Source organism: Acrocarpospora catenulata, from assembly GCF_018476525.1.
Lineage (GTDB): Bacteria > Actinomycetota > Actinomycetes > Streptosporangiales > Streptosporangiaceae > Acrocarpospora > Acrocarpospora catenulata.
On the sequence record NZ_JAHCST010000005.1, the window covers coordinates 198,484 to 222,431 of the forward strand.

20 protein-coding genes and 2 tRNA genes are annotated in these 23,948 nt (G+C 70.1%); 8 read left to right on the top strand and 14 right to left on the bottom strand.

The genetic code is table 11. The features are described 5' to 3' along the window. Nucleotides 1-19: 19 nt before the first annotated feature. Both KIP79_RS07530 and KIP79_RS07535 read right to left on the bottom strand, forming a co-directional pair. Nucleotides 20-1,390, bottom strand: coding sequence for a hypothetical protein (locus tag KIP79_RS07530; RefSeq protein ID WP_214103944.1), 1,371 nt, complete (start codon nucleotides 1,388-1,390; stop codon nucleotides 20-22). Further along, nucleotides 1,387-2,622: a hypothetical protein gene (locus KIP79_RS07535; protein WP_214103945.1), complete on the bottom strand. Its 1,236-nt coding sequence runs from the start codon at nucleotides 2,620-2,622 to the stop codon at nucleotides 1,387-1,389. The genes KIP79_RS07530 and KIP79_RS07535 overlap by 4 nt, the downstream gene beginning before the upstream one ends. A 361-nt stretch (nucleotides 2,623-2,983) precedes the next feature. Here KIP79_RS07535 and KIP79_RS07540 point away from each other — a divergent pair, with 361 nt between their 5' ends. Together KIP79_RS07540 and KIP79_RS07545 are read left to right on the top strand one after the other, a co-directional pair. Continuing rightward, entirely contained in the window at nucleotides 2,984-5,881 is a 2,898-nt protein-coding gene (locus KIP79_RS07540; RefSeq protein WP_214103946.1) for an AfsR/SARP family transcriptional regulator, read from the top strand. A gap of 270 nt (nucleotides 5,882-6,151) precedes the next feature. Continuing rightward, nucleotides 6,152-6,994: an SAM-dependent methyltransferase gene (locus KIP79_RS07545; protein WP_250212819.1), complete on the top strand. Its 843-nt coding sequence runs from the start codon at nucleotides 6,152-6,154 to the stop codon at nucleotides 6,992-6,994. Here the strand turns inward: KIP79_RS07545 and KIP79_RS07550 are convergent. The 3 genes from KIP79_RS07550 to KIP79_RS07560 form a co-directional block, all read right to left on the bottom strand. After that, nucleotides 6,981-7,379, bottom strand: coding sequence for a helix-turn-helix domain-containing protein (locus KIP79_RS07550; protein ID WP_214103947.1), 399 nt, complete (start codon nucleotides 7,377-7,379; stop codon nucleotides 6,981-6,983). The two genes, KIP79_RS07545 and KIP79_RS07550, sit on opposite strands and share 14 nt — an antisense overlap. A 294-nt stretch (nucleotides 7,380-7,673) precedes the next feature. Next, on the bottom strand, nucleotides 7,674-8,546 hold the full coding sequence (locus tag KIP79_RS07555) for a helix-turn-helix domain-containing protein (protein ID WP_214103948.1): 873 nt from the start codon (nucleotides 8,544-8,546) through the stop codon (nucleotides 7,674-7,676). 139 nt (nucleotides 8,547-8,685) lie between these two features. Further along, complete coding sequence (locus tag KIP79_RS07560) at nucleotides 8,686-9,495, bottom strand: SAM-dependent methyltransferase (RefSeq protein WP_308169612.1); 810 nt, start codon at nucleotides 9,493-9,495, stop codon at nucleotides 8,686-8,688. Nucleotides 9,496-10,065: 570 nt separating this feature from the next. On the opposite strand from KIP79_RS07560, the gene KIP79_RS07565 reads away from it, so the two are divergent. The 4 genes from KIP79_RS07565 (at nucleotide 10,066) to KIP79_RS07580 (ending at nucleotide 12,845) form a co-directional block, all read left to right on the top strand. Continuing rightward, nucleotides 10,066-10,302, top strand: a complete 237-nt coding sequence (locus tag KIP79_RS07565) for a DUF397 domain-containing protein (RefSeq protein ID WP_214103950.1) — start codon at nucleotides 10,066-10,068, stop codon at nucleotides 10,300-10,302. Between the two features lie 427 nt (nucleotides 10,303-10,729). After that, on the top strand, nucleotides 10,730-11,284 hold the full coding sequence (locus KIP79_RS07570) for an ATP-binding protein (RefSeq protein WP_214103951.1): 555 nt from the start codon (nucleotides 10,730-10,732) through the stop codon (nucleotides 11,282-11,284). A gap of 71 nt (nucleotides 11,285-11,355) precedes the next feature. Beyond that, on the top strand, nucleotides 11,356-11,931 hold the full coding sequence (gene ybiA, locus KIP79_RS07575) for a riboflavin biosynthesis intermediates N-glycosidase (protein WP_214103952.1): 576 nt from the start codon (nucleotides 11,356-11,358) through the stop codon (nucleotides 11,929-11,931). 56 nt (nucleotides 11,932-11,987) lie between these two features. Next, a complete protein-coding gene (locus tag KIP79_RS07580; protein WP_214103953.1) occupies nucleotides 11,988-12,845 on the top strand; it encodes a TrmH family RNA methyltransferase in 858 nt (285 codons plus the stop codon). Here KIP79_RS07580 and KIP79_RS07585 read toward each other — a convergent pair. The 4 genes from KIP79_RS07585 to KIP79_RS07600 all read right to left on the bottom strand — a co-directional run bounded on the left by KIP79_RS07585 (nucleotide 12,799) and on the right by KIP79_RS07600 (nucleotide 14,519). Next, complete coding sequence (locus tag KIP79_RS07585; RefSeq protein WP_214103954.1) at nucleotides 12,799-13,563, bottom strand: rRNA methyltransferase; 765 nt, start codon at nucleotides 13,561-13,563, stop codon at nucleotides 12,799-12,801. The two genes, KIP79_RS07580 and KIP79_RS07585, sit on opposite strands and share 47 nt — an antisense overlap. Nucleotides 13,564-13,636: 73 nt before the next feature. Next, nucleotides 13,637-13,710: transfer RNA gene (locus KIP79_RS07590), tRNA-Cys, on the bottom strand. A 28-nt stretch (nucleotides 13,711-13,738) separates the two neighbouring features. Then, nucleotides 13,739-13,813: transfer RNA gene (locus KIP79_RS07595), tRNA-Gly, on the bottom strand. 43 nt (nucleotides 13,814-13,856) lie between these two features. Beyond that, nucleotides 13,857-14,519 (bottom strand): ACT domain-containing protein, encoded by a 663-nt coding sequence (locus KIP79_RS07600; RefSeq protein WP_214103955.1) that lies wholly within the window; start codon nucleotides 14,517-14,519, stop codon nucleotides 13,857-13,859. Between the two features lie 118 nt (nucleotides 14,520-14,637). On the opposite strand from KIP79_RS07600, the gene dusB reads away from it, so the two are divergent. Then, nucleotides 14,638-15,753 carry a tRNA dihydrouridine synthase DusB gene (dusB, locus tag KIP79_RS07605; protein ID WP_308169613.1) on the top strand — a complete coding sequence of 372 codons (1,116 nt, stop codon included), beginning with the start codon at nucleotides 14,638-14,640 and terminating at the stop codon, nucleotides 15,751-15,753. A gap of 135 nt (nucleotides 15,754-15,888) precedes the next feature. Here dusB and KIP79_RS07610 read toward each other — a convergent pair whose 3' ends face one another. Genes KIP79_RS07610 through KIP79_RS48160 form a run of 3 tightly spaced genes read right to left on the bottom strand, consistent with a single transcriptional unit; the run spans nucleotide 15,889 to nucleotide 19,463 of the window. Then, a complete protein-coding gene (locus KIP79_RS07610) occupies nucleotides 15,889-18,372 on the bottom strand; it encodes a DEAD/DEAH box helicase (protein ID WP_372453533.1) in 2,484 nt (827 codons plus the stop codon). A gap of 47 nt (nucleotides 18,373-18,419) precedes the next feature. Beyond that, complete coding sequence (locus KIP79_RS07615; RefSeq protein ID WP_214103957.1) at nucleotides 18,420-18,821, bottom strand: nitroreductase family deazaflavin-dependent oxidoreductase; 402 nt, start codon at nucleotides 18,819-18,821, stop codon at nucleotides 18,420-18,422. 36 nt (nucleotides 18,822-18,857) lie between these two features. After that, complete coding sequence (locus KIP79_RS48160; RefSeq protein ID WP_308169614.1) at nucleotides 18,858-19,463, bottom strand: TetR/AcrR family transcriptional regulator; 606 nt, start codon at nucleotides 19,461-19,463, stop codon at nucleotides 18,858-18,860. A gap of 127 nt (nucleotides 19,464-19,590) precedes the next feature. Between KIP79_RS48160 and KIP79_RS07625 the strand changes: the two genes are divergently transcribed. After that, nucleotides 19,591-21,168, top strand: a complete 1,578-nt coding sequence (locus KIP79_RS07625) for an MDR family MFS transporter (RefSeq protein ID WP_214103958.1) — start codon at nucleotides 19,591-19,593, stop codon at nucleotides 21,166-21,168. A 58-nt stretch (nucleotides 21,169-21,226) separates the two neighbouring features. Here the strand turns inward: KIP79_RS07625 and gnd are convergent, their stop codons facing one another. Together gnd and KIP79_RS07635 are read right to left on the bottom strand one after the other, a co-directional pair. Further along, nucleotides 21,227-22,645 carry an NADP-dependent phosphogluconate dehydrogenase gene (gene gnd, locus KIP79_RS07630; protein WP_214103959.1) on the bottom strand — a complete coding sequence of 473 codons (1,419 nt, stop codon included), beginning with the start codon at nucleotides 22,643-22,645 and terminating at the stop codon, nucleotides 21,227-21,229. A gap of 26 nt (nucleotides 22,646-22,671) precedes the next feature. Then, entirely contained in the window at nucleotides 22,672-23,841 is a 1,170-nt protein-coding gene (locus KIP79_RS07635) for a TIGR03118 family protein (RefSeq protein ID WP_214103960.1), read from the bottom strand. Nucleotides 23,842-23,948 lie beyond the last annotated feature (107 nt).

Consider the following 23,948-nt stretch of genomic DNA (forward strand, 5'->3'; position numbering starts at 1 on the left):
GATTACCGTTAGAGGCTGACTACCGCCGGATGTCGGGAGGGTTGATCCCGTGCTCGCGCAGCGCCTTGTAAACCGTGGCCTGGGACAGGCCGGTCCGGCGTTCGATCAGCGACAGGTTCTGCACGCCGGACCGCCAGCACTCGGCGATCAGCTGGTCGCGCTTGCCGCGCGCGTTCAGCTCCGCGTCCATGGCCTCGGCCAGCCGCTCACTCAACCGCCCGACGCCCTCCAGCAGCCAGAGGCAGAGCCGCTGCCGCAGCCGGGCCAGCTCGCCCAGCTCGGCGGGGTCGGCGCAGCGCGCGATGCTCGCCCCCGTCGCGGTCAGGTCGGCGAGCAGCCGCCGCCACTCGCCCAGCCGCTCCGGGCGCTCAACCGGCTGCGCCAGTATCTGCCGGAGCGTGCTCTGCCGCACCCCGGCCGCGGCCGCCAGCCGGGCGCTGGCGGGCTCGCCCGCGGTCAGCGCGAAGGTGCGGACCAGGTCGTTGCGGTCCTGGCGGCACCCGAGCACCTCCTCGGCCTCCGCACGCCACCGGCGGGCCGCCTCGCCCGCCTCGGCCAGCGCGATCATCGTCTCCGGCGACGGGATCTTGAGCGTACGCCGCCGGTCGCGCCGGAACTTGGCCGCGTGCCGCGGACATCGGCCGAGGTCCCTGGCGCGCTCCTCACAGCCCTCCACGGCGCACGGCCGCCGCTCCCAGCGGGGCGGCACCCGGTTGGCGTCCCCGTACGCCCGGCGGCGCTGGTAGTGCATGCCGCACAGGCCCCGGCTCCAGATCGGCCGCTCGCAGCCGTCGATCGAGCAGACCCGCGGGTCGGCCACCGGCTCCGGCGCCACCGGCGCGGCGGCCCTGATCCGGCGCGGCAGCGCCTCGCCGGGATCGCCGGTCTTGACCAGGCGGGCGTAGTGCATGCCGCAGAGCTTCCTGGCCACCACCGGCTTGTCGCAGCCCTCGACGGAGCAGGGCAGCCCGTGCGCCAGGTAGTGGCTCCGGCAGAGCCCCCGGGTGAAGATCTTCAGCTCGCAGCCGTCCTCGCCGCACACCCCGTTGGTGGAGCGGAGCCGGGAGGACGCCTCCCCGGCCGACCCGGACTTGCGGACCCGCTGCACGTGCAGCCCGCACATGCCGCTGTCCACGGCCGGGCGCTCGCACTCCTCCACCGAGCAGGGCGCGGCCACCGCCAGCCGCCAGACCCGGTAGTGGGTGGTGCACAGGCCGCGCCGGTGGGCCTGCCGGTCGCAGTCGCCGGCCGCGCAGGCGGCGCGCTTGTCGGGGGCCCCGTAGTAGTGGTGGGCGCAGACGCCCAGGGCCAGCACCACCCGGCCGCAGTCGCGGACCGAGCAGCCCGTCTCCCGCACGATCTCGCGGCGCTCGATGTACTGGCTGGTCAAGGCTTGGCTCGCAGTCCGGCACGCTCCATGAGCCTGACCTCGTTGACGAGCTGTCGCGGCTCGTGCCCGAGCTGCCGCAGCAGGCAGCAGATGTAGGCGTGCACCTGCGAGTCGAGCGGCCGCGCCTCGAAGGCCCGGGAGACCAGGTAGTGCACGTACGCAACCGAGAGCACGTAGGCCCGCCCGGCCAGCTCCTCCAGCGAGTTCACCGCCGAGCCCGGCAGGAACTCCGGCGACCAGTTGGCCCGGACGAACTCCACCAGCTCCTGGTCCAGCGCCGTGGCGTCGCAGAGCCGCGCGTGCGCGTGCGCCGAGTACGGGCAGACGGGAATGTCCACCTGGAACTCCCCATCTATCAGCCCCACGTCGAGCTGGTACGGCCCGGCCCGCCGTTCGGCGGTGACGGTGTCCTGGTCCCTGAAGTCGTAGTCCTTAAGGTCGGGGTCGTTGAGGGGAAAGGCATCGTCCACGATCTGCGCCACCGTGACCGCGACCGGGTGGCCGAGGGTGAGCCCGCGGACCGCTCCACCCACCTCGTCGAGTTGACCGTACGCGGCGACGTAGGTGGCGACGGAGAGGCCGCGGTGGTACTCCAGGGCCTCGGTCTCCCGCTCCGCGATGGCCTTCGGCAGGACCTCGCGGTAGCCGTCGATGATCGCGTCGATCGGGAACAGGCTCCCGTAGGTCGCGTCCCGGGAGGCGGTGATCACCAGATGGTTCGGGCCGGTCTCGGCGAGCGGGTCGGCCGTCAGGTTCCGGGAGATGTTGGCGATCACCCCGGCTCGCCCGGCGGTGGCGCACCAGCGCAGCGCGTCCGACTCGGGCAGGGTGAGCCGGGCGAAGGGCAGCAAGCCGTCCAGAAGCGCCTGGGCCTTCCACAGGTCGATCCAGTCGGCCCGGCCGCTGGGGTCGGGGCTCTGCCACTGCAGGCCCCGCCCGGCCACGTCGGCGCGGGCCCGGACCAGCCAGCCGCGCGCGGCGAACTCGTCGGTGTAGACGAGGTTCCAGATGCTCAGGAGCGGGGACGCGTCGACCGTGAAGCGCGCGGCTTCCTCGCCCTGCCACAGCCGGTGGCCGTTCCAGGTCACGAGAAGATCGGAGAAGGCGGCCTTGGTGGGCCGCCGGTAGACCCCGTGCATGGGGTGGCCGTCCACCATGAAACGGCCGGGCGGGGGTTCGCCGTCGGGCAGTGCCGGGCAGCGAGAATCTGGCGAGACCTCCCAGTCGCCCACTTCAGCGCCTCCTCTTTGGCATTAAGGCAACCTTAAGGCATGTCCAAAACCATATATTCGACTTGCTCATTCCGGCTCCGCGACTTCCCTCGCCAGTTGAAAGCCGCCGGGCTGTGCCGGGGGTGCGATCGGTTGTGGCTCCCGGTGACACTCCGTGAATGGCGTGCCTTCCCAGGTGGCCAAACGCTATCCAGACCCGGTAATCGGAAGGTTGCAACCCAGTCAGCATTTAGTCATGGCTGGGAGACAGAAAAGCAGTAGTATCACCACGGCGCTGTTTTCAACGGATTCCCGCTCAATGACATGTTGATCAGTGCGCACCTCCGAGTGGATTGGGGGCCAAAGCGTGCACTTCCGGATCTTGACCCGGTTGGAAGTGATCCCGGACCAGGGTGGTCCGCTTGCCATTTCGCCGATCAAGAGACGGGCTCTGTGCGCGCTGCTGCTCGCCGGTGAGCAGGGGCTTTCCGCCGCGGAGCTGATGGAGGCCGTGTGGGGCGACGGGTACGCCCGGGAGGGCTCCCTGAAAACCTGCCTCTCCCAGTTACGCCGAGTGCTCCCCGGACGCATCCCGGCCGGCGGCTCCGGCGGCTACCGCATCGACTTCGGCCCCGCCGACACCCTGGACGCCCACCAGTTCCGGGCGTCGGTCGCCGAGGGCGCCGAGGCCACCCGCCGGGGCGAGCACGCCGCCGCGGTGACCGCCCTCCAGCGGGCCCTGGACCTGTGGGGGCAGGGCGAGCCGCCGCTGGCCGACCTGCCCGACCACACCGCCAGGCTCCGGCTGATGCGGGACGAGCTGGTCTTCGAGCGGCGGGCCGCGCAGATCGCCCTGTTCCGCGAGCGCATCCATCTCGGCGAGCACCGTGACGTGCTCGGCGACCTGCGCCGGGGCATCGCCGAGGACCCGTTCTCCGAGCAGCTGCACGCGCTGCTGATGACCGCGCTCTACCGCTCCGGCTACCGGGCCGAGGCGCTGCGCCACTTCGACGCCGTCGCCACGCTGCTGATGCGCGAGGCGGGCAGCGGGCCCGGCCTGGCGTTGCGCCAGCTCAGGGACGCCATCGACGCCGACGACGAGTCGCTGACGGCGGAACGCGCCCCCGCCCAGGCCGCCGCGCCGCCCCCACCCCCGCCGCTCGCCCAGCTGCCGCCCGACGTGATCGACTTCACCGGCCGGGACGAGGAGGTGGCCCGGGTCACCGAGTTCCTCACCCCCGGCCCCGACGTCACCGGTGTGCCCATCGCCTCGCTGATCGGGCCCCCTGGCGTGGGCAAGTCGGCCCTGGCCATCCACATCGCGCACCGGCTGCGCGGCGCCTTCCCCGACGGCCAGATCTACATCCACCTGGCGGGGATGTCCGCCCACCCCCGGGAGGCCGGGGAGGTCCTGGGCGAGCTGCTGGCCTTCATGGGGGCCGCCCCGGAGAGCCTGCCCGCCAGCACGGGGGAGCGGTCCGCGCTGTTCCGTTCCATGCTGGCCGGGCGCCGGGTGCTGGTGGTCATCGACGACGCGGCCGGCGCCGCCCACGTGCAGCCCTTCCTGCCTGGCACGGCCGGTTGCGCGGTCATCGTGACCTCCAGGGCCTACCTCACGGGCGGGGCCGGTATCCGGCCCTTTCGGCTGGACCCGCTGCCGCGCGCGGCGGCCCTGCGGCTGCTCGAAGAGATCATCGGGCCCGAACGGGTCGCCGCGGAACCGGAGGCCGCCGACGAGGTGATGGCCGCCTGCGGCGGCTTCCCGCTGGCCGTGCGGATCGCGGGGGCCCGGCTGTCGGCCCAGCCCAACTGGCCCATCGCGCACTTCGCCGGGCGGCTCAGCGACCGGCTCAGGGCACTGCGGGCCAGCGAGATGACGGTCAGCGCCAGCATCGCCGACAGCTACGACGCCCTGCCGGGGCCCGCCAGGCAGGCCTTCCGGGTGCTCGCGCTGGCCGGGCCCGGCGACTTCCCGGTCTGGCTGATCGCCATGCTGCTCGGCACCCTGGACGCCGAGGAACTGCTGGAGACCCTCTCCAACCGGAGCCTGCTGGTGACCGTCAGCGCGGGCACTCCCGGGCCGCCCAGGTACCGCCAGCACGACCTGCTCAGGGACTTCGCGGAGTCCCGGCTGAACGACCACGTCAGCGAGCGGGACCTGGCCGTGGAACGGCTGCTGCTCGGCTGGCTGGAGCTGGCCGACCGGGCCGACGCCCGGCTGCCGGGGGAGCCGCACTTCCCCCGCCCCGCCAGGCTCAACGTGGAGCTGTTCGCCCCCGAGGAGGCCAGGGACCTGATCGACGCCGGTCCGGCCGGCTGGTTCGCCGCCGAGTGCGCCAACATCCTGGCCGCCATCCGGCTGGCCTGCCTGGAGCGCCGGTACCGGCTGGCGTATGGCCTGGCCCTGCGGCTGTCGTCGTACCTGTGCCAGCAGAGCAGGCACCGCGAGGCCGAGGACATGTGGGAGCGGGTGATGACCGCCGCGCTGGCCGAGGAGGACACCCGGCTGGCGGCGGAGGCGCGCCTGCGGCTGGCCGCCGTGGTGGGCCGCCAGCCCGGCCAGGAGCAGCGCTCGGTGACCCTGCTGACCACCTGCCTGGAGGTGTTCGAGCAAGTCGGCAACGCCGAGGGGGTGGCCAGGTCGCTGGCCTGGCGGGCCCTGGTGGGCCACCGGCTGGGCCAGGCCGACCAGGCGAGGGCGGACGCCGCGCGCGGCCTGGAGCTGGCCCGCGCGGTGGAGGACGCCCCCGCCGAGGTGGCCTGCCTGCGGGTGCTCGGCCTGGTGGCCGGGGGCCGCGGCCGGTTCGAGGAGGCCGTGCGGTTCTGCGAGGCGGCCTACACCCGGGGCGAGAAGGTGGCCAGGGAGACCGGCGAGCGCGCCTACGAGAGCCTGGCCCTGGACTCCCTGGTCACGGTACGGCTGGCCGCCGGTCACCTGGACGAGGCCCTGCGCCTGAGCGACCACGGCCGCGCGCTGGCCAGGGAGAACGCCGACCTCCCCGCCGAGGCGGCCTTCCAGGAGTACGCCGGGGACGCCCTGGCGGGCCTGGCCAGGCACGCCGAGGCGATCGCCCGCTACACGGCCGCCGCCGGGCTGTTCGAACTCGCGCTGGACGAGCGGCGGCCGCCCCTCTGCCGCTGCAAGATCGCCGCGGTGTACGCGGCACAGGGCGCGGTGGGGGAGGCCCGGGCCATGGTGGACCGGAGCGCCCGGGAGCTGGAGAACCTGGGGTACCAGGTAGACGCGGCAGCGATGCGGAAAACAGCCGGGTCCTGGTGACTGTGACATTGGCCGCGCCTCCGGCACGGCGGCCGGGCACGGGATCGGTCCATCCGGAATGGCGAAATGGTTCAGCCCGGAACGCGAAAAATTCTTGGGCCAGATTTATCGGCCATGTCGGGCATGTAGTCATATACTCGCGACGGTCAACACACGTTCATGGCGCCCGCGGAGAAACCCCGGGGACGGCATGACAACATGATCCGCACCTGACGTTTATAGCGTTGGTTGCTATGGTTGATCGGAGAAAGTGATCAAACGCTAGCTCCAATGGGCACCGGCGAGGGTGACTACATGAAGCGGCAGAACGTGTTCGACCCTGACTGTCCGAACGCCTCACGGATGTATGATCATCTGCTCGGGGGGAGCGACAACCACGCTCCGGACCGGGTGGCGGCCGAGGAGCTCCTCAAGGTCGCGCCGGACGCCGCGGACATCGCGGTCCGGAACCGGGCGTTCCTCAAGCGCGCCGTGAAGTACCTCGCCGAACACGGGGTCCGGCAGTTCCTCGACATCGGCAGCGGCCTCCCGACCAGGGAGAACGTCCACCAGATGGCCCAGGCGGCGGCGCCGGGGGCGCGGGTCGTCTACGTGGACAACGACCCCATCGTCTTCGCCCACCTCCAGGCGATCCTCTCCGACGGCAACACGGTCGCCACCAGTGGCGACATGCGTGCGACGGAGCAGATCCTGGCCGACCCGCGGCTGAACGAGGTGATCAGCCTGGACGGGCCGGTGGGCGTCATTCTCACATCGGTCCTCCATTTCGTCCCCGACACCGACGGCCCACACGACATCGTGGCCCGGCTGATGCGGGCGATGCCCCGCGGCAGTTATCTCGTGCTATCCCACGGAAAACACGCGGGGAGCGCCGGCGAAGCGGACGAGGCTCGAATTCTGGAAATATACAATCGAACTAACAAACCGCTTTATCCGCGTGGCGAGTCGCAGATAATTCAGTTCTTCGACGGTCTTGAAATCATTCAGCCCGGAGTCGTACCGGTCCAGGACTGGCGTCCGAACGGGGACGGTCCGGTGGGCCGCACGCCGGTCCGGGCGCCGGGCGAGGGGCCCGGCGCCGTGCTCGGCGGGGTGGCGGTCAAGATTCACTGACCGCCGCCGCGTTCTCTCCGACCCGGCGGATGTAGGTAATCATCAGCAGCGCCCCGGACTGACGGTATTCGACCTTGTCACCAGGGCGGAACCCGGCCAGGGGGCGCTTCAGGGGCCGCAGCAGCCGGCGGTTGGCCGAGCCACGGGTCTCCACCGAGTACTGCACCGGGATGCCGGCTTTCCCGTAGAGCAGGTACTCCACGGTGCAGCCGAGTTCCGCGGCCAGCGCCGCGGTCACCTCGGGCGAGGGGACCCGCCGGCCGGTCTCGATCAGGGAGATGTAGCTGTCGTTCACATGGGCGCGCCGCGCCAGTCTGTCCTGGGTCAGGCCCGCCTCCTTGCGGAGTTGGCGGAGGCGGTCACCCAGTGCCTCGGACACCGTCACTTGACTAGCCTTTCGACCTCGAGTCAATTGACGTCATGCTTACATGTGTACCCAGTGAATAGGAAGACCCCAATTTTTGGCAAGAGGCAAGTTCTATAGAGAACTCGAATGTCCGGGATATTAAGCGGGAATTGCATATCAGTTTGCCACACCCGGTACTTAGCCGGGGAAATAGAAGAGCAGCCCCGATGACCTGCGGATTCGAGCCGCGGCGATACGGGTGGGCCGTTTTGACATTCCGGTCGAAGGGTGACGCGGATCACAGGCCGGGAACGTTCCGAGCCCCCGTTCCGGTTACGCAGAGCGATGCCCGTTGGGAATCGACCGGGCCGATCCGATCAAGAACTGGAGGCTCTCGTCCGGGGGCAGCGCGGCGTTGCGGATGCGGCCGAACAGGGTCTCGTAGCGGGTCGTGGCGTCGGATTCGGTCAGCACGAGATCGTCGGTGACGGTGTCCACGGCCACCACCGTGGGGTCGCCGGGATCGGCGAAGGTGTAGATCGAGAACGCGGATCGAGGCAGGCTGTAGCCGTCGATCACCGCGTCGATGGGCAGCACCCGGAGCGTGATCTTGGGGTCCCCGTTGACGGTGGCCGCGAGGTGATAAAGCTGTTGCTGCACCACTTCCGCGGGCGCCGCGCGGCGCCGGATGGCCACCTCGTCAACGATCACTTCGTAGGTCGGGCCGCCCGGCCGGCGGAGCATGCGCTGCCGCCCCAGCCGGGCCTCCGCGGCCTTGTCGGGGCGGAATCCGGCCGCCCCGTCCCGGCGGTCGGCGTCCGCCCGCGCCCGGGTGAACTCGGCGGTCTGGAGCAGCCCCGGCAGGAAGGTCATCTGGAACTCGCGGATGGTCTGCGCGCCCGCCTCCAGGTCGGCGAAGAGCGCCTGCCGCTCGCCCATCGCCTTGTTCGACTCCCACCAGCCGCGCTCGCCCGCCTCCCGGGCGATGGTGATGATCTGGGTCCACCGCTCGCCGTGCACGGCGAGCTCCTCCAGGATGGCCATGATGTCGGCCAGATCGACCACGTGGCCGTTCTCCAGTCGAGAAATCTGAGCGCGCGGCAGACCGATGCGCTTGGCCAGTTGCTCGTGGGTCAGCTGGGCGGAGGTGCGCAACCTGCGCAGCTCGGCGGCCAGGCGGAGGCGGCGCACGTAGGGGCTGATCATCGCCGCCTCCGGCCCTGGGCTGTCGTCTCTCGCATGGCCCGTCCCTCCGCCTGTCCGCTTCTGCTGACGTTTCTAGTGACATTTACGGTTTAGGTGCTTGTGCCCCCGTATATCGTCTCGTGCTTCCGGCGGTGGCCGGTCACGGCACGCGGGCCACGCCGGCGTGCCCGGTGATCGCGTCCGCCGGAACCTGCTCGTCCGGGTCGGGCCGCCACAGGTGCCACTGCGTCAGCCCCGGCTCCACCAGCTCCAGGCCGTCGAAGAACCGGGCCACCTCCTCCCGGGAGCGCAGCCGCTGGCCGGTGGCCACGTGCTGGTTGTAGCGCTTGGTCGCCTCGCCCTGGGTGGCCGGGAGCAGGTCGCTGGCCGGGTGCGAGACCACCAGGTAGCTGCCCGCGGGCACCGCGTCGACCAGCCGGGCCACGATGCCGTACGGGTCGTCCTCGTCCTGGATGTGGTGGAGCACGCCGAGCAGCAGGATCGCGGTCGGGCGGGAGAGGTCGAGGGTGCGACCGGCCTCGCGGAGCACCCGGTCGGTGTCCTTCAGGTCGGCGCTGACGTAGTCGGTGGCGCCCTCGGGGCCGGTCTTCAGCAGCTCGTGGGCGTGCGCCAGCACGATGGGGTCGTTGTCCAGGTAGACCACCCGGGCCCCCGGCGCCGCCGCCTGGGCCACCTCGTGCACGTTGTTCTCGTTCGGGATGCCGGTCCCGATGTCCAGGAACTGGTCCACCCCCTGCTCGCCCGCCAGCCAGCGCACGACCCGCACCAGGAAGGCCCGGTTGGCGCGTACGCTGTAGCGCAGGCCCGGGCGGGCGGCCAGCACGGCGTCCCCGGCCGCGCGGTCGGCGGCGAAGTTGGTGCTGCCGCCGAGCCAGTAGTCGTACACGCGGGCCGAATGGGCCGTGCTGGTGTCGATGTTGATCGGCTCGGCCTCGTAGCTGTCAGACACAGCGCACCTTTCGATGACGTCCACCCGGCTGGACATCTCCGGGTTCCCCACGGTCCTGGCTTTTCGATCGGTGCTGAGTATCCATCTGTATGGATGCCCCGGCAAGGCATCCGAATGGATGTTCCGGGCGGGGCGGGATGTTGCGGTCGCAGGGGTTCGTTGGGGGATGGACGTTACGGATCGCCGATATCCGGCTTACCCCGTGCACGGCGATATTCCGGACATGCGACACTTTTGTACTGTCCAGGGTTGGCCGATGTCCGGAGGACGGGAATGCACGGTCCCTGCGCGCATCACGGCGCACATCAAGGTGCGCATGAGGGTGCACACCATCGCCCGCACCAACGCCGCTGACCACCGGGCGGGCCGGGACAGCGAGGTCGGCGGCCGCTCCGGAGCAGGCAGACGCGACCCCGAAGGCGATCGACCTCGACAGGTGATCGGTCTCGGGGCCGCGCGACCGCGTGCCGTCCACCCGGCCGCCGGCCGGGACGCACAGGCGCGTCCGGCCCACCGCACTGGGGCACCCCTCGTGACCGAACCCCAGTCACTGAGCGAGAAAGACCGTTCATGAGCCCAGAGAGCAAGTTCACCAACTGGCGCAAGTCCACCCGCTCCAGCGGCGGCGACAACTGCGTCGAAGTCGCGACCGCCACCACCGCCACCACCGGGACATCCGGCGCCGACCGGGTCATCGGGGTCCGCGACTCCAAGCAGCGCGGCCGGGGCCCGGTGCTGGAGTTCACCCCCGCGGAATGGCGCGCTTTCGTGGAGGGGGTTAAGGGCGGTGAATTCGACCTGACCTGACGCGCCCGCCGCCGCGAAGAGCCGGGATCCGCCCGCGCGGATTCCGGCTCTTCCCGTTTTGGCAGCTCAATGCGTACTGGACCCTTTTTGCGCAAGCTCAAGTGGTGTTTGCGGGCCTTTCGAATTTCGGTATCCGGGGCAGTCGGTCAGGGACGCCGTGCGGGGCCGCCGGGAAGGAAATTAACGCAGGGAAAGTAGGTGTCCTTACCGGACGGTCAAGCCTTGCACCCGACCGGGGACCGATAGATACTTAGGACGTTCCGCAAATTTGGACTGTCCATGGTACGGGTGAACCTTGCGACGCCGTGGTCGCGCGAATGCCCGGAAGCGCAGACGCCAAGCGTTTGGGGGCGACATTTCCGCTAGTCCGGAACCCGGCCTCGAGCGAGCGGCTGTCCGCGTGCTTCGACGTGAGGAGATCGACGGTGTGAGAGGGACAGAGTCCGCGCTCGCCTCGCCGCTCATGGGATTCGCCGACATGAGATTCGCCGACCAGAGTTTCCCCGCCTCCGGCATCGGTCCGGCCGCCTCGCTCGCCACCTGGCCGTTGGCGGCCGGGTCCCACACGGTGGTGCGCAGCCGCGACCTGATGCGCGGCGTGCTGACCGGCCTGGGCTTCAACGGCGAGACCGTCGACGACGGCGTGGTCATGGTCTCCGAACTGGTCACCAACGCGATGCGGCACGCCGTCGCCCCTTTCGAGCTCCGGCTCTACCGGAGCCCGCGGGTGGTGGTCTGCGAGGTGGTGGACGGTCTGGAGACCCTCCCCAAACTCCCGTCGACCGGCCGTGCGCCGCTGACCCTGGACGACATCGACGCCGTCCTCGACCCGGCCCTGCTGGAGTGCGGGCGCGGCCTCGACGTGGTCCACCGCCTCTCCCAGGGCTGGTGCGGCGCCTACCCCACCAAGATCAGCACGACCATCCCCACCACCACCGGCAAGGCGGTGGCTTTCGCCCTTCCCTTGCCCGACATTTCCTGAAACGGGGTCATTCCTCGGGTGGGCCGGCAATCCGTTCGCGGAGCCGGACGTGGGTGTGCGAGGGTGACGGGATGTCCGATATCGCGAGACTGCCCCGGTCGGTGGCGGAGGCCGTCGCGGCCGAGCAGGCCGGGCGGCGGTTACGTTACGTCTACTTCTGGGGCCACCGGCCGAACCGGGACGGCGGCGTCGGCGCCGGGTGCCTGAGCCAGTGGTGGCCGGCCGAGTTCACCGAGAACGGCCAGGTGTTCCGTACCGCCGAGCACTACATGATGGCCCACAAGGCGTGGCTGTTCGGGGACGAGGCCACCGCGCGACGGATCCTGGCCGCCGCCACGCCGGGGGAGGCCAAGGCCCTGGGGCGGGGCGTCGGAGGCTTCGACGAGGAGGTCTGGGCCGCGCACCGGTACGCCATCGTGGTGCGGGCGAGCACCGCCAAGTTCGGGCAGCACCCGGAGCTGCGGGCGTACCTGCTCGGCAGCCGCGGCCGGGTGCTGGTGGAGGCCAGCCCGCTGGACCGTGTCTGGGGCATCGGCCTGGCCGCGGGCGACCCCGCCGCCGCCTCGCCCGCCACCTGGCAGGGCCTCAACCTGCTCGGGTTCGCGCTGATGGACGCCCGGGACGCGCTGGAGAGCCCGAGCCGGTAGTCGTGGGCGCGTAGGGTGGCCTACCGGAGCGGGTCACTCGCCTCGGAAGGACACAGGTGTCGACGGTTCAGCGAATCACCACGCGCAATGCTCGGTTCCAGCAGTGGCAGTCCCTGCTGACCAACCGCAACAAACGGTCCCGAGCCGGTGAATTCCTGGTCCAGGGGGTCCGTCCGATCTCGCTCGCGGTGCAGTACGGCTGGCCTGTCCACGCGCTTATCTACGACGCCGAGCGCAAGCCGTCGAAGTGGCTGGAGGAGTTGCTGGGCACGGTGCGGGCCGACCTGATCGCGATGGCTCCCGAGATGGTGGCGGAGCTGGGCGAGAAGAACGAGGCGCCGCCCGAGGTCGTCGCCGTCGTGGAGATGCCCGCCGACGACCTCGGCCGTATCCCGGTCGAGGACGACTTCCTGGGGGTCGTGCTGGACCGGCCGACGAGTCCCGGCAACATCGGCAGCATCATCCGCTCGGCGGACGCCCTCGGCGCGCACGGGCTGATCGTGGCCGGTCACGCCGCCGACGTGTACGACCCGAAGTCGGTCAGGGCGAGCACGGGCTCGCTCTTCTTCCTGCCCGCGGTCCGGGTCCCCGCGCCGAGCGACGTGGTCGCCTGGGTGGCCGCGCAGCGTGACCGGGGCAAGCCCATCGTCGTGGTGGGCACCGACGAGCACGGCGACTGCGATGTCTTCGACTTCGACTTCACCCAGCCGACGCTCCTGCTGATCGGCAACGAGACCAGCGGCCTCAGCGGTGCCTGGCGCGAGGCGTGCGACTTCATGGTGAGCATTCCCATGGTCGGGGCGGCGAGCTCGCTGAACGCCGCGAACGCGGCCACCGCGCTCCTCTATGAGGCGTCCCGGCAGCGGATCACCGTTGCGGGGAGCGGTCGGCTCCCACGAGGTCGGCGGCGGTGAACAGGGCGACGGCCCTGGTGCCGATCCGCAACGACTGACGGGGGCGGATGCCCGGCCCCGCGGGCACGCGACGGCCGCGTACGGCCACCGCGACCACCGTGCGCGGCGGGAGAACCGCCCCCAGCGCCGACATCATCGCCGGGAGGTCCTTGTCCCGGTGGCTTCCCTGCCAGCTGGTCTGTTCGTCGTAGGGCGGATCGGTGAGCACGATATCCGGCTCGTGCCCGTCGATCGCGGCAGCCAGCTGGACCGGGTCGAAGGCGTCGGCCCGGGTCAGCTGGTGGGGCAGCGGCCCGCCGCCCGTGGTCAACCGGCGGGCGAGCCGTTCCGCCGCCTCGGCGGCCTGCGCGTATCCGGGTTTGCCGAAGCGTTCGGCCCGGTCCGCCAGTTCCGCGGCCCTGTCTCGCAGGGAAGGCTCGGAGAGCAGGTTCAGGTTGGCCCGTGCCGTGCCCAATGCGTCGTCGGAGACGTCGGAGGCCAGTAGCGTTCTGATGCGCGGGCGGTGGAGCAGGCCCAGCACCGTGAGCAGATAGCCGCTTCCACAGCAGGGATCCCACACCACGGCTTGATCCCCGCCGCCGCGCAGGGCGAGGGCGCGCTGGAAGATCTCGGAGGCGAGCCGTACCGGGAAGGCCGGCATACCCGGTGCGGAGTGGAGCACGGCACCGCTGGCCAAGTCGCTGTAGTCGGCCCGCGCCGTCTCGTACCGGTACGCCAATCTGCCCGTCCTTCTGCTTCCGCCGGGGTGGACGGACCCCGGCGGCCTTCTTGGCTCAGGATTTGAAGGAAAATGGAGGTGGAGACGGGATTTGAACCCGTGTACGCGGCTTTGCAGGCCGCTGCCTCGCCTCTCGGCCACTCCACCCGGGAGCTCGTGGGACTTTCAGAAGAACTGGAGCGGAAGACGGGATTCGAACCCGCGACCCTCACCTTGGCAAGGTGATGCTCTACCACTGAGCCACTTCCGCGTGACTCCCCGCACTCTATCGGGTTTTCCCAGGCGATGGTTAATCACATGTTCTTCGCGGACAGGTTGCGGAACGCGCGATCGGCGCCGCGTTCGATGGCCGGGAGCATCAGGAAGATCTCCAGGATGCGGGTGAGCCGGTGCACCTCGATGCGGTGGAAATCGGGGCCTTCGGCGCGGGCCAGCACCAGGGTGAGGGCCAGCGGGGGCAGCGGCGCCGTGATCAGGTGCAGCCCGGACTCCAGCGTGGACGCGGTCGGCCGGGCGGGAGTCTCCGCCGGGAACGGGATGTCCTCGGGGGCCCGCCAGCTGGAGTAGACGACCTCGCGTGGGACACGGTCGGTCCCGGCCGCCGCCCAGTCGGCGCTGAACAGCACCGGCATCGAGTCGATCAGGGTGGCCAGGGCGCGTTCCCCCGCCGTGGTCAGGAACTTGAGGATCTCCAGCTCGGGGTAGGTGCCCGGGGCCTCCCGCGTGGACCAGACGCCCTCCAGCTTGACGTCCTCGATGTCCTCCAGGGCACGCACCAGGTACTCCCTGGGTGCGGCGTCCGGCCAGAACACGGTGAAGTCGTCGACCGCCCGGCCGTCGCCCCGCTCCAACACGACGACCTGCGTGATGTCCGCCCCGGCCGCGCCCAGCGCGCTGGTCACCTGACCCAGCGAACCCGGACGATCCGGTACGGCGATTCGCAGCCGCAACAACATGTGCCGACCTCCCCGACCGCTGCCGAAGTCAAGGGTATCGGCCCGATTCGCCCCACGTCCACGATCTTGGAATGCCCGGGGCGTCGGAGCACCCGCGCCGCACCGGGAGAATAGGCGGGTGAAAATCGGGACGTTCGAGGTCTGGCCGCCGGTGGTGCTGGCCCCCATGGCGGGCATCACCAACATCGCCTTCCGCACGCTCTGCCGGGAGCAGGGCGGCGGGCTCTTCGTCAGCGAAATGATCACTTCGCGGGCGCTGGTGGAGCGGAACCCGCTCACCTACGAGATGATCAGATTCGGGGCGGCCGAGCGTCCCCGCAGCATCCAGCTGTACGGCGTGGACCCGGCCATCATCGGCCGGGCGGTCCGGATGGTCGCCGAGGAGGACCTCGCCGACCACGTGGACCTCAACTTCGGCTGCCCGGTGCCCAAGGTGACCCGGCGCGGGGGCGGGTCGGCGCTGCCGTACAAGCGGGGGCTGCTGCGGGCCATCCTGCGGGCGGCGGTGGCGAACGCGGGCGGGCTGCCGGTGACCATGAAGATGCGCAAGGGCATCGACGATGAGCATCTGACCTATCTCGACGCGGGGCGGATCGCGGTTGAGGAAGGGCTGGCCGCGATCGCGCTGCACGCCCGCACCGCCCGGCAGTTCTACGGCGGCACCGCCGACTGGGACGCCGTCAAGCGCCTGCGGGACGCCGTTCCCGAGATCCCCGTGCTGGGCAACGGGGACATCTGGACCGCCGACGACGCGCTCCGCATGGTCGCCGAGACCGGCTGCGACGGCGTGGTGATCGGCCGGGGCTGCCTCGGCCGCCCGTGGCTCTTCCGGGACCTGGAGAACGCCTTCAACGGCAGCCCCGAACGGGCGGAGCCCGTCCTGGCCGAGGTGACCGCCACCCTGCTCCGCCACGCCGAGTTGCTCTGCGAGATGGTCGGCAGCGAGAAGTACGGCGTGTCCAATTTCCGCAAGCACCTCGGCTGGTACCTGAAGGGCTTCGCGGTCGGCGCGGAGACCCGCCGCCGGTTGGCGCTCGCCGAGAGCCTGGCCGAGCTGACCGATCGGATCAACGAACTGGACCGGGACCAGCCCTGGCCGGGGACCGCCGCCGACGGCCCGCGCGGCAAGAGCGGCGAACGCCAGAAGGTCCTGCTACCGCACCGCTGGCTTGAGGACCCCGACGACCTCACGGTGCCCGGCGCGGAAGCCGAGGACGCCACCTCGGGCGGGTGAGGTCACGGCTCCTCGCCGTTATCCGGCGCCGTCAGCGCAGGTGAAGGGATCTCGCCGCACCGGCGCCAAAAGCGCGGCCGTTCTGCGCGGCGCTCTCAGGGCATTCAGTTTGGGTCACAGCGCGTTCAGTTTGGGTCACAGCCGGGTCAGGCCGGTGACGTGGAGTACTGCGGAGCCGGCTTCGTCGGAGGCGGCCAGGTCTACCTCGGCGCTGACTCCCCAGTCGCCGTGGCCCGCCGGGTCCTCGATGACCTGGCGGACCCGCCACAGCTCCTTCTCCTCCTCGATGCGCAGGAAGGCGGGGCCGCGGGCCGAGGCGCCGGTGCCGATCTCGTCGTGTTCGTCGTAGTAGGCGTCGAGGCCGGCCGCCCAGTCCACGTCGGGGTAGAGCTCCTCCAGCTCCTCCTGCTTGTCCAGCGCGGCCAGCTCGACGATCCGGAACATGGCGTTGCGGACCAGTACCCGGAAGGCGCGCGTGTTGGCGGTCACCGGGCGGATCGAGGACTCCAGCTCGTTGCGGGTCTCCAGCGCCTCCGACGGGTTGGCCAGCTTCTCCCACTCGTCGATGAGGCTGGAGTCCACCTGCCGGACCAGCTCGCCCAGCCACTCGATCAGGTCGATCAGATCGTCGGTCTTGAGGTGCTCCGGCACGGTGCGGGAGAGCGTGCGGTAGGCGTCCGCCAGGTAGCGGAGCACGGTGCCCTCCGAGCGGGACAGCTCGTAGAACTGGATGTAGTCGGCGAAGGTCATCGCCCGCTCGAACATGTCCCTGACGATGGCCTTGGGGCTGACCGTGTGGTCGCCCACCCAGGGGTGGCCCTGCCGGTAGGTCTCGTACGCGCCGAAGAGCAGGCTCTCCAGCGGCATCGGGTAGGTGACCTCCTGGAGGAGCTCCATGCGCTCCTCGTACTCCACCCCGTCGGCCTTCATCTGGGCGACCGCCTCGCCGCGGGCCTTGTTCAGCTGGGCGTGCAGGATCTGGCGGGGGTCGTCCAGGGTGGACTCCACGATGGAGACCAGGTCCAGCGCGTACGTGGGGGAGTCGCGGGAGAGCAGGTCGAAGGTGGCCAGCGCGAAGGTGGACAGGGCCTGGTTGAGCGCGAAATCCTGCTGGAGGTCGACGGTGAGCCTGGCTCGGCGGCCCTGCTCGTCGGGCTCCTTGAGGGTCTCCACGATGCCGCCGGCCAGCAGCGAGCGGTAGATGGCGATGGCGTGGCTGACGTGCCGCCGCTGCCACTTGCGGTCCTCGTGGTTGTCGGTCAGCAGGCGTTTCATCGCCTGGAAGCAGTCGCCGGGCCGGTTGATGACCGCCAGTAGCATGGCGTTGCTGACCTTGAAGCGGGAGTTGAGCGGCTCCGGCTCGGCCTCCTGGAGGTTGGTGAAGGTCTCCTCGCTCCAGTTGACGAACCCCTCCGGCGGCTTCTTCCTGGCGTAGCCGCGGCGCCGTTTCGGGTCGTCGCCGATCTTGGCGAGGGCGCGCTCGTTCTCGATCACGTGGTCGGGGGCCTGGCAGGCCACGTACCCGATGGTGTCGAAGCCGGCCCGGCCGGCCCGGCCGGCGATCTGGTGGAACTCCCGGGCGCGCAGGCGGCGCACCTTGCTGCCGTCGAACTTGGTGAGCGCGGTGAACAGCACGGTCCGGATCGGCACGTTCACCCCGACGCCCAGCGTGTCGGTGCCGCAGATGACCTTCAGCAGGCCGGCCTGGGCCAGGCGTTCCACCAGGCGGCGGTACTTGGGCAGCATGCCGGCGTGGTGCACGCCGATGCCGTGCCGGACCAGCCGGGAGAGCGCCCGGCCGAACCGCGTGGTGAACCGGAAGTTCCCGATGAGTGCGGCAATCGCCTCTTTTTCGGCTTTGGTGCACATGTTGATGGACATGAGGGCCTGGGCGCGTTCCATCGCGGCGGCCTGGGTGAAGTGCACCACGTACACGGGGGCCTGGTTGGTGGAGAGGAACTCCTCCAGGGTCTCGTGCAGCGGGGTCATCCGGTAGGAGTAGACCAGCGGCACCGGGCGTTCGGCGTTCTTCACCACGGCGGTCGGGCGCTCGGTGCGCCGGGTCAGGTCCTTCTCGAACCGCTGCACGTCGCCCAGGGTGGCCGACATCAGCACGAACTGCGCCTGGGGCAGCTCCAGCAGCGGCACCTGCCAGGCCCAGCCCCGGTCCGGCTCGGCGTAGAAGTGGAACTCGTCCATGATCACCGTGCCGACGTCGGCCTGGGTGCCCTCGGCCAGCGCCACCTGCGCCAGGATCTCGGCGGTGCAGCAGATGATCGGCGCGTCCGCGTTGACCGAGGCGTCGCCGGTCATCATGCCGACGTTCTCGGTGCCGAAGATCGCGCACAGGTCGAAGAACTTCTCCGAGACCAGGGCCTTGATCGGCGCGGTGTAGAAGCTGACCTCGTTCCTGACCAGGGCCGCGTAGTGCGCCCCGGCGGCGACCAGGCTCTTGCCGGAGCCGGTGGGGGTGGCCAGGATCACGTTGTTCCCGGAGACCACCTCCATCAGGGCCTCCTCCTGCGCCGGGTAGAGCGTCAGGCCCCGTTCCTCGTTCCACCGGACGAAGGCGTCGAAGATGCTGTCGGGGTCAGCGGCGGCAGGCAGGTCGAGGTTCACGCCCTCTATCCTGCCCCGAACCGCCGCCTGCCCCTAACCGCGAATCATCAGACGCGCTCGATGACCACCACGGGGATCTCCCGGCTGGTCTTGCGCTGGTAGGCGTCGTAGTCCGGCCAGGTCGCGGCCATCACCCGCCACATGTCCGGCTTCTCCTCGGGCGTCGCCGTACGCGCCCGGGCCTTGAACCTGTCCCCCAGAACCTGGAACTCCACCTCGGGGTTGGCCTCGAGGTTCAGGTACCACGCGGGCGGGGCGTCGCTGCCGCCCTTGGACGCGACCACCAGGTAGTCGTCACCGTACCGCTGGTAGATCAGCGGGGTGGTGTGCCGCCGGCCGGTCTTCCGGCCCGTGGTGGTGAGCAACGCGGCCGTAGTTCCGCGCCAGTCGTGGCCTTCGCGGCCGTCGGTGGCGATGTATCTTTCCACGTGTTCCGCACCGAAAAGCATGATGAGTCACCTACCCTTTCGATCGCGCTAACTCCGTCAGGCGTCGATCAATTCCAGGGCGACCTTCAGCGCGGCGTCGGCGCGGTCGGCCTCGGTGAGATCCTCGTCGGGGAGCAGGAAGAGCGCCGCGTGCAGTGCGAACAGGGCCAGCGCGCCCTTCAGCCGGACTTCCGGCGGGGCGGTGGGGTCGACCAGGTGGCCACAGAGGCTGACCATCTTGGCGCGCATCTGGCCGATGTCCGGGTGGTTCTTGAGCGCGGTCTGGTTCCGCTCCAGGAACCGCATGATCTCGTGGTAGCCCTCGCTGGTCAGGGACGCGGCGTACCGCCGGACCGCCTCGCGGCGGACCTCCGGGGTGCGGGGCTGGTCGCGGACCCAGTCGATGAGCTGGTCAAGGAAGGCCGTCCGCCGCACCACGAGGCTGGCGACGATGTCCTCCTTGGTCTTGAAGTGGTAGTAGAGAGCGGCCTTCGTCACCCCCAGGACCTCGGCGATCTCCCGTAGCGAGGTGGCCTCGTAGCCCTGTTCGGTGAACAGGCGCAGCGCGATCTCCTGGATGCGCGTGCGGGTGTCGCGAGGGCGCTCCTCCGCGGACGTGGGGGCGAACGCGCTCTCTGTGGTCGTTCGTTCCCTTATATTCACCTTTGTCCCTTTAATCTTACTTGACGCCCGGCTAGTACGGACCTTACCTTACCTTTGGCCACTTGCCGGTCGGCAAGTAAGCCCGCGTTCACATTACTTTAAGGCGCAACTAACTAGGGGGCTCAGAATGACGGATGCCGAGGCCAGACCGGCCCGGTCCAAAGAGGTCATGGTCGTCCTGCCCGGTCTCATGCTCGCCATGATGCTCGCGATGCTGGACAACATGATCGTTGGAACCGCCATGCCGCGCATCGTCGGCGAGCTCAACGGTCTGGAATATTTCACCTGGGTCACCACGGCCTATGTTCTGGGCACCACCGTCTCCACCCCCATCTGGGGCAAACTCGGTGACCTCTACGGCCGGAAGAACATCTTCCTCGGCTCCATCGTGCTCTTCCTGATCGGCTCCGCGCTCTGCGGCATGGCCGGCTCGGTGTTCCTCGGCGGGGTCAACGGCGGCATGACCGAGCTGATCGCCTTCCGCGCGATCCAGGGCCTCGGCGCGGGCGGCCTGATGGTCGGCGTGATGGCCATCATCGGCGACCTGGTCCCGCCCCGGGAGCGTGGCCAGTACCAGGGCATCATGGCCGCCATCATGTCGCTGGCGATGATCGCGGGCCCGCTGGTCGGCGGCTTCATCACCGACCACCTGGACTGGCGCTGGGCGTTCTACGTGAACCTGCCGCTGGGTGGCATCGCCCTGCTCTGGCTCTGGTTCAAGCTGCACCTGCCCAAGTACCGCACCGAGCACCGCATCGACTGGATCGGCGCGGCCGTGCTCACCGTGGCCATCACCGCGCTGGTGCTGATCACCTCCTGGGGCGGCCAGCACCACGGCTACCCGTGGGGCTCCTGGCAGATCATCTCGCTCGCGGTGGTCGCCGTGGTGGCGATCGCCCTGTTCATCCCGATCGAGCGCCGGGCCGCCGAGCCGATCATGCCGCTGCACGTCTTCCGGGACCGCAACTTCAACCTGATCTCCTGGATCGGCTTCCTGCTCGGCTTCGCCATGTTCGGCGCGATCAGCTTCCTGCCGCTCTTCCAGCAGCTCGTGCAGGGCGCCACGGCGACCAACTCCGGTCTGCTGCTGCTGCCGATGATGGCGGCGGCCATGGTGATCTCGCTGTTCGTCGGCCGCACCATCACCAAGACCGGCAAGTACAAGATCTTCCCGGTGATCGGCGGCGCGGTCATGGCCGTCGGCATGGCGCTGCTCTCGCTGATGGACGTGCACACGCCCAGCTGGCAGACGGGTGTCTTCATCGCCGTGCTCGGCGCCGGCATGGGCTTCCTGATGCAGACCACCATGCTCATCGCGCAGAACAGCGTGGAGCAGAAGGACCTGGGCGTGGCCAGCAGCGCCGCCACGTTCTTCCGGTCCATCGGCGGCTCGTTCGGCGTGGCGCTGTTCGGCGCCATCTTCAACAACCACCTGACCAACAGCCTGACCGACCGGTTCGGCCCGGAGGCCGCCACGATGGTCTCCAGCGGGGCGCAGACCAGCCCGGCCGCCATGGCCCAGCTGCCCCCCGAGGTCAAGGCGGGCTTCCTGGAGTCGCTGGCGGGCGCGATCGGCAGCGTCTTCTTCTGGGCCGTCCTGTTCGCGGTGGTGGTCCCGGTGCTGGCGGCCTTCGTCAAGGAGATCCCGCTGCGCGGCGGTCCTGCCCAGCCCGCGTCGGAAAGCGAGCCGGTCCCGGCGCTGTGAGTTCTCCCGGTACGGCCACCCGGCTGTCCGGGCGGTGGCCGTACCGGGATTTTCGCGATCAGGCCGGGCGTTCGGCCCGGTCACCGGACCAGTCGGTGTGGAAGACCCCCTCTCGGTCGATCCGGCGGTAGGTGTGCGCACCGAAGTAGTCGCGCAGGCCCTGGATGAGCGCGGCCGGGAGCCGGTCCCGGCGCAGCGCGTCGTAGTAGGCGAGCGCGGAGGAGAAGCCGGGGGTCGGCACCCCGATCTGGGCGGCGGTGGAGACCACCCGGCGCCAGGCCTGCTGCGCCTCGGTCAGCGCGTCGGCGAAGGCCGGGTCGGCCAGCAGGGTGGGCAGGCCCGGGTTCGCCTCGTACGCGGCCCGGATGCGGTCCAGGAACCGGGCCCGGATGATGCAGCCACCCCGCCAGATGGTGGCCATGGCGCCCCGGTCGACGTCCCAGCCGTACTCCGCGCTGGCCGCGGTGATCTGGTCGAAGCCCTGGGCGTACGCGATGATCTTCGACGCGTACAGGGCCAGCCGTACGTCCTCCACCAGCGAGTAGTTCGGGGCGGTGCCGTCCGGACCTTCGAGGTGGCGGGCGGCGGCGCGCTGCTCAGGGTGGCCGGAGAGCGCCCGGGCGAAAACCGCCTCGGCGATGCCGGTGACCGGCACGCCCAGCTCCAGGGCGCTCTGCACGGTCCACCGGCCGGTGCCCTTCTGCTCCGCCTGGTCGACGATCACGTCCACCAGGGGCTGGCCGGTGGCGTCCACATGGGCCAGCACCTCGGCGGTGATCTCGATCAGGTACGACTCCAGGTCGCCCCGGTTCCACTCCCGGAAGATCTCGGCCAGCTCGCCGGGGGTGCGCCCCAGCGCCTGCCTGAGCAGGTCGTACGCCTCCGCGATCAGCTGCATGTCGGCGTACTCGATGCCGTTGTGCACCATCTTCACGAAGTGACCGGCGCCGTCCGGGCCCACGTGCACGCAGCACGGCACGCCGTCCACCTGGGCGGCGATCGTCTCCAGCAGCGGGCCCAGGTCACGGTAGGCCTCGGGGGCGCCGCCCGGCATGATGCTCGGGCCGTTGAGCGCGCCCTCCTCACCACCGGAGATACCGGCCCCGACGAAGTGCAGCCCGCGCTCCTTCAACGCGGCCTCGCGGCGCCGGGTGTCGGCGAAATGGGCGTTCCCACCGTCGACGATCATGTCGCCCGGCTCCATGTGCGCGGCCAGCTCCTCGATCACCGCGTCGGTGGCCGGACCGGCCTTCACCATGATGATCGCCCGCCGGGGACTGCGGAGCGAGGCCACGAACTCGGCCACCGAGGCCGCGGGCAGGAACCTGCCCTCGTCGGCGTGGTCCTCCATGAGCTGCTTGGTCTTGCTCTCACTCCGGTTGTGCACCGCCACCACGAAACCGTGGTGGGCGAAGTTCCTGGCCAGGTTGCGGCCCATCGTCGCCAGGCCGGTCACTCCGATGTCAGCTGTCTCCATGAGCCGCTCCTATCCTTCGGGCCAGGTCAGTAACCGTACGACGAGCCCCCGGCTTTGCTCGGCGTAGCAGATGGTGTGACGGTCGGGGTGGCGCTCGCCCCGGTACCCGCTGAGCTCGCCGTGGCCGGTCGGAGCAGCCCCAGCAGGCCGTGCTGCGCCTTCTGGATGCCGGCCGAGAACCAGATCGCGTTCTCGCCGCCGTTGGCCGCGGTGCCGCGTTCGAGGTCCCACAGGCCTTCGATCGCGATCGGCGACCCGTCGGCCTTGCGCAGCGGGCCGAGGTAGCGGCCGTTGCGGGGATTGTACGCATTGACCCAGCCGTCGCCGAAGTTGCCCACCAGCAAGGCGCCGGAGAAGCCGCCGAAGCCACGCGGCGCCAGTGTCATCGCCCACGGCGCGTTGAGCGCGCCCCGCGCGGCGAACCTTCCGACGAACCGCCCGTCCGGGGTGAACTGGCTGATGAAGCCCTTGCCCTTGCCCGGTACGGCCTTGCCCGTGGTGGCGTCCCGCAGGGCGTACGCGACCAGGACCGAGTTGCCGACCACCTCGACGTTCCAGGGGGAGTAGCCGCGGGGCAGGCGCGGGTCGCGGAACTGCCAGCGGGCCAGCCGTACCCGGGCGAAGTCCTCGTCGAAGACGTGGATCCTGCCGTGCGAGAAGGACGGGGCCAGCAGGAAGGAGCCGCGGTTGGTGGTCATCAGGGCCAGGCCCTTGTAGTCGGCGCCCCGGGTGAAGGCGGCGATGATGGCGTTCTTCGGGTCCACCTCGGCGTTCCAGCCGGTGATCGCGCCGCTCGGGCTGGCGAAGATGAAGGTGGCGGGCTTGCCCTTGACGGTGAAGTCCTGGCCGGTGTTGACCACCTGGCCGGTGGGCGCGCCGCCCGGGATGGCGACCTCGGTCTGCTCCTTCTTGACCGCACCGGAGTAGACGGTGGCCACGCCGGTGCCGGTGCCGGAGACCCAGAGGGTCTTGCCCATGGCCAGGCCCCACGGGTTGACCAGCTTGGGGTCGGTGACGCTGGCCTGCCCGGCCACGTCGGAGACGAGGTTGACCTGGCTGAACCGGGTGGCGGTGACCTTGCCGAGTTTGCCGCCGGCCAGTACGGGGGATAGGGGTGCCGATGCCGCGTGGGCCGTGCCGGGGACGGTGCTCAGAATGAGTGCGCCGGCACAGAGAACGGCGATGCGTGATCGCATCAAGCCTCCTTGGAACCTGCTCGGGGTTCTTGACTGCTGAGGTAGCTGAGTTCGCGAAACTCCCTTACTGGGCGAGATACGCGGCCCCCCGGGATTCGGTTCAGGGC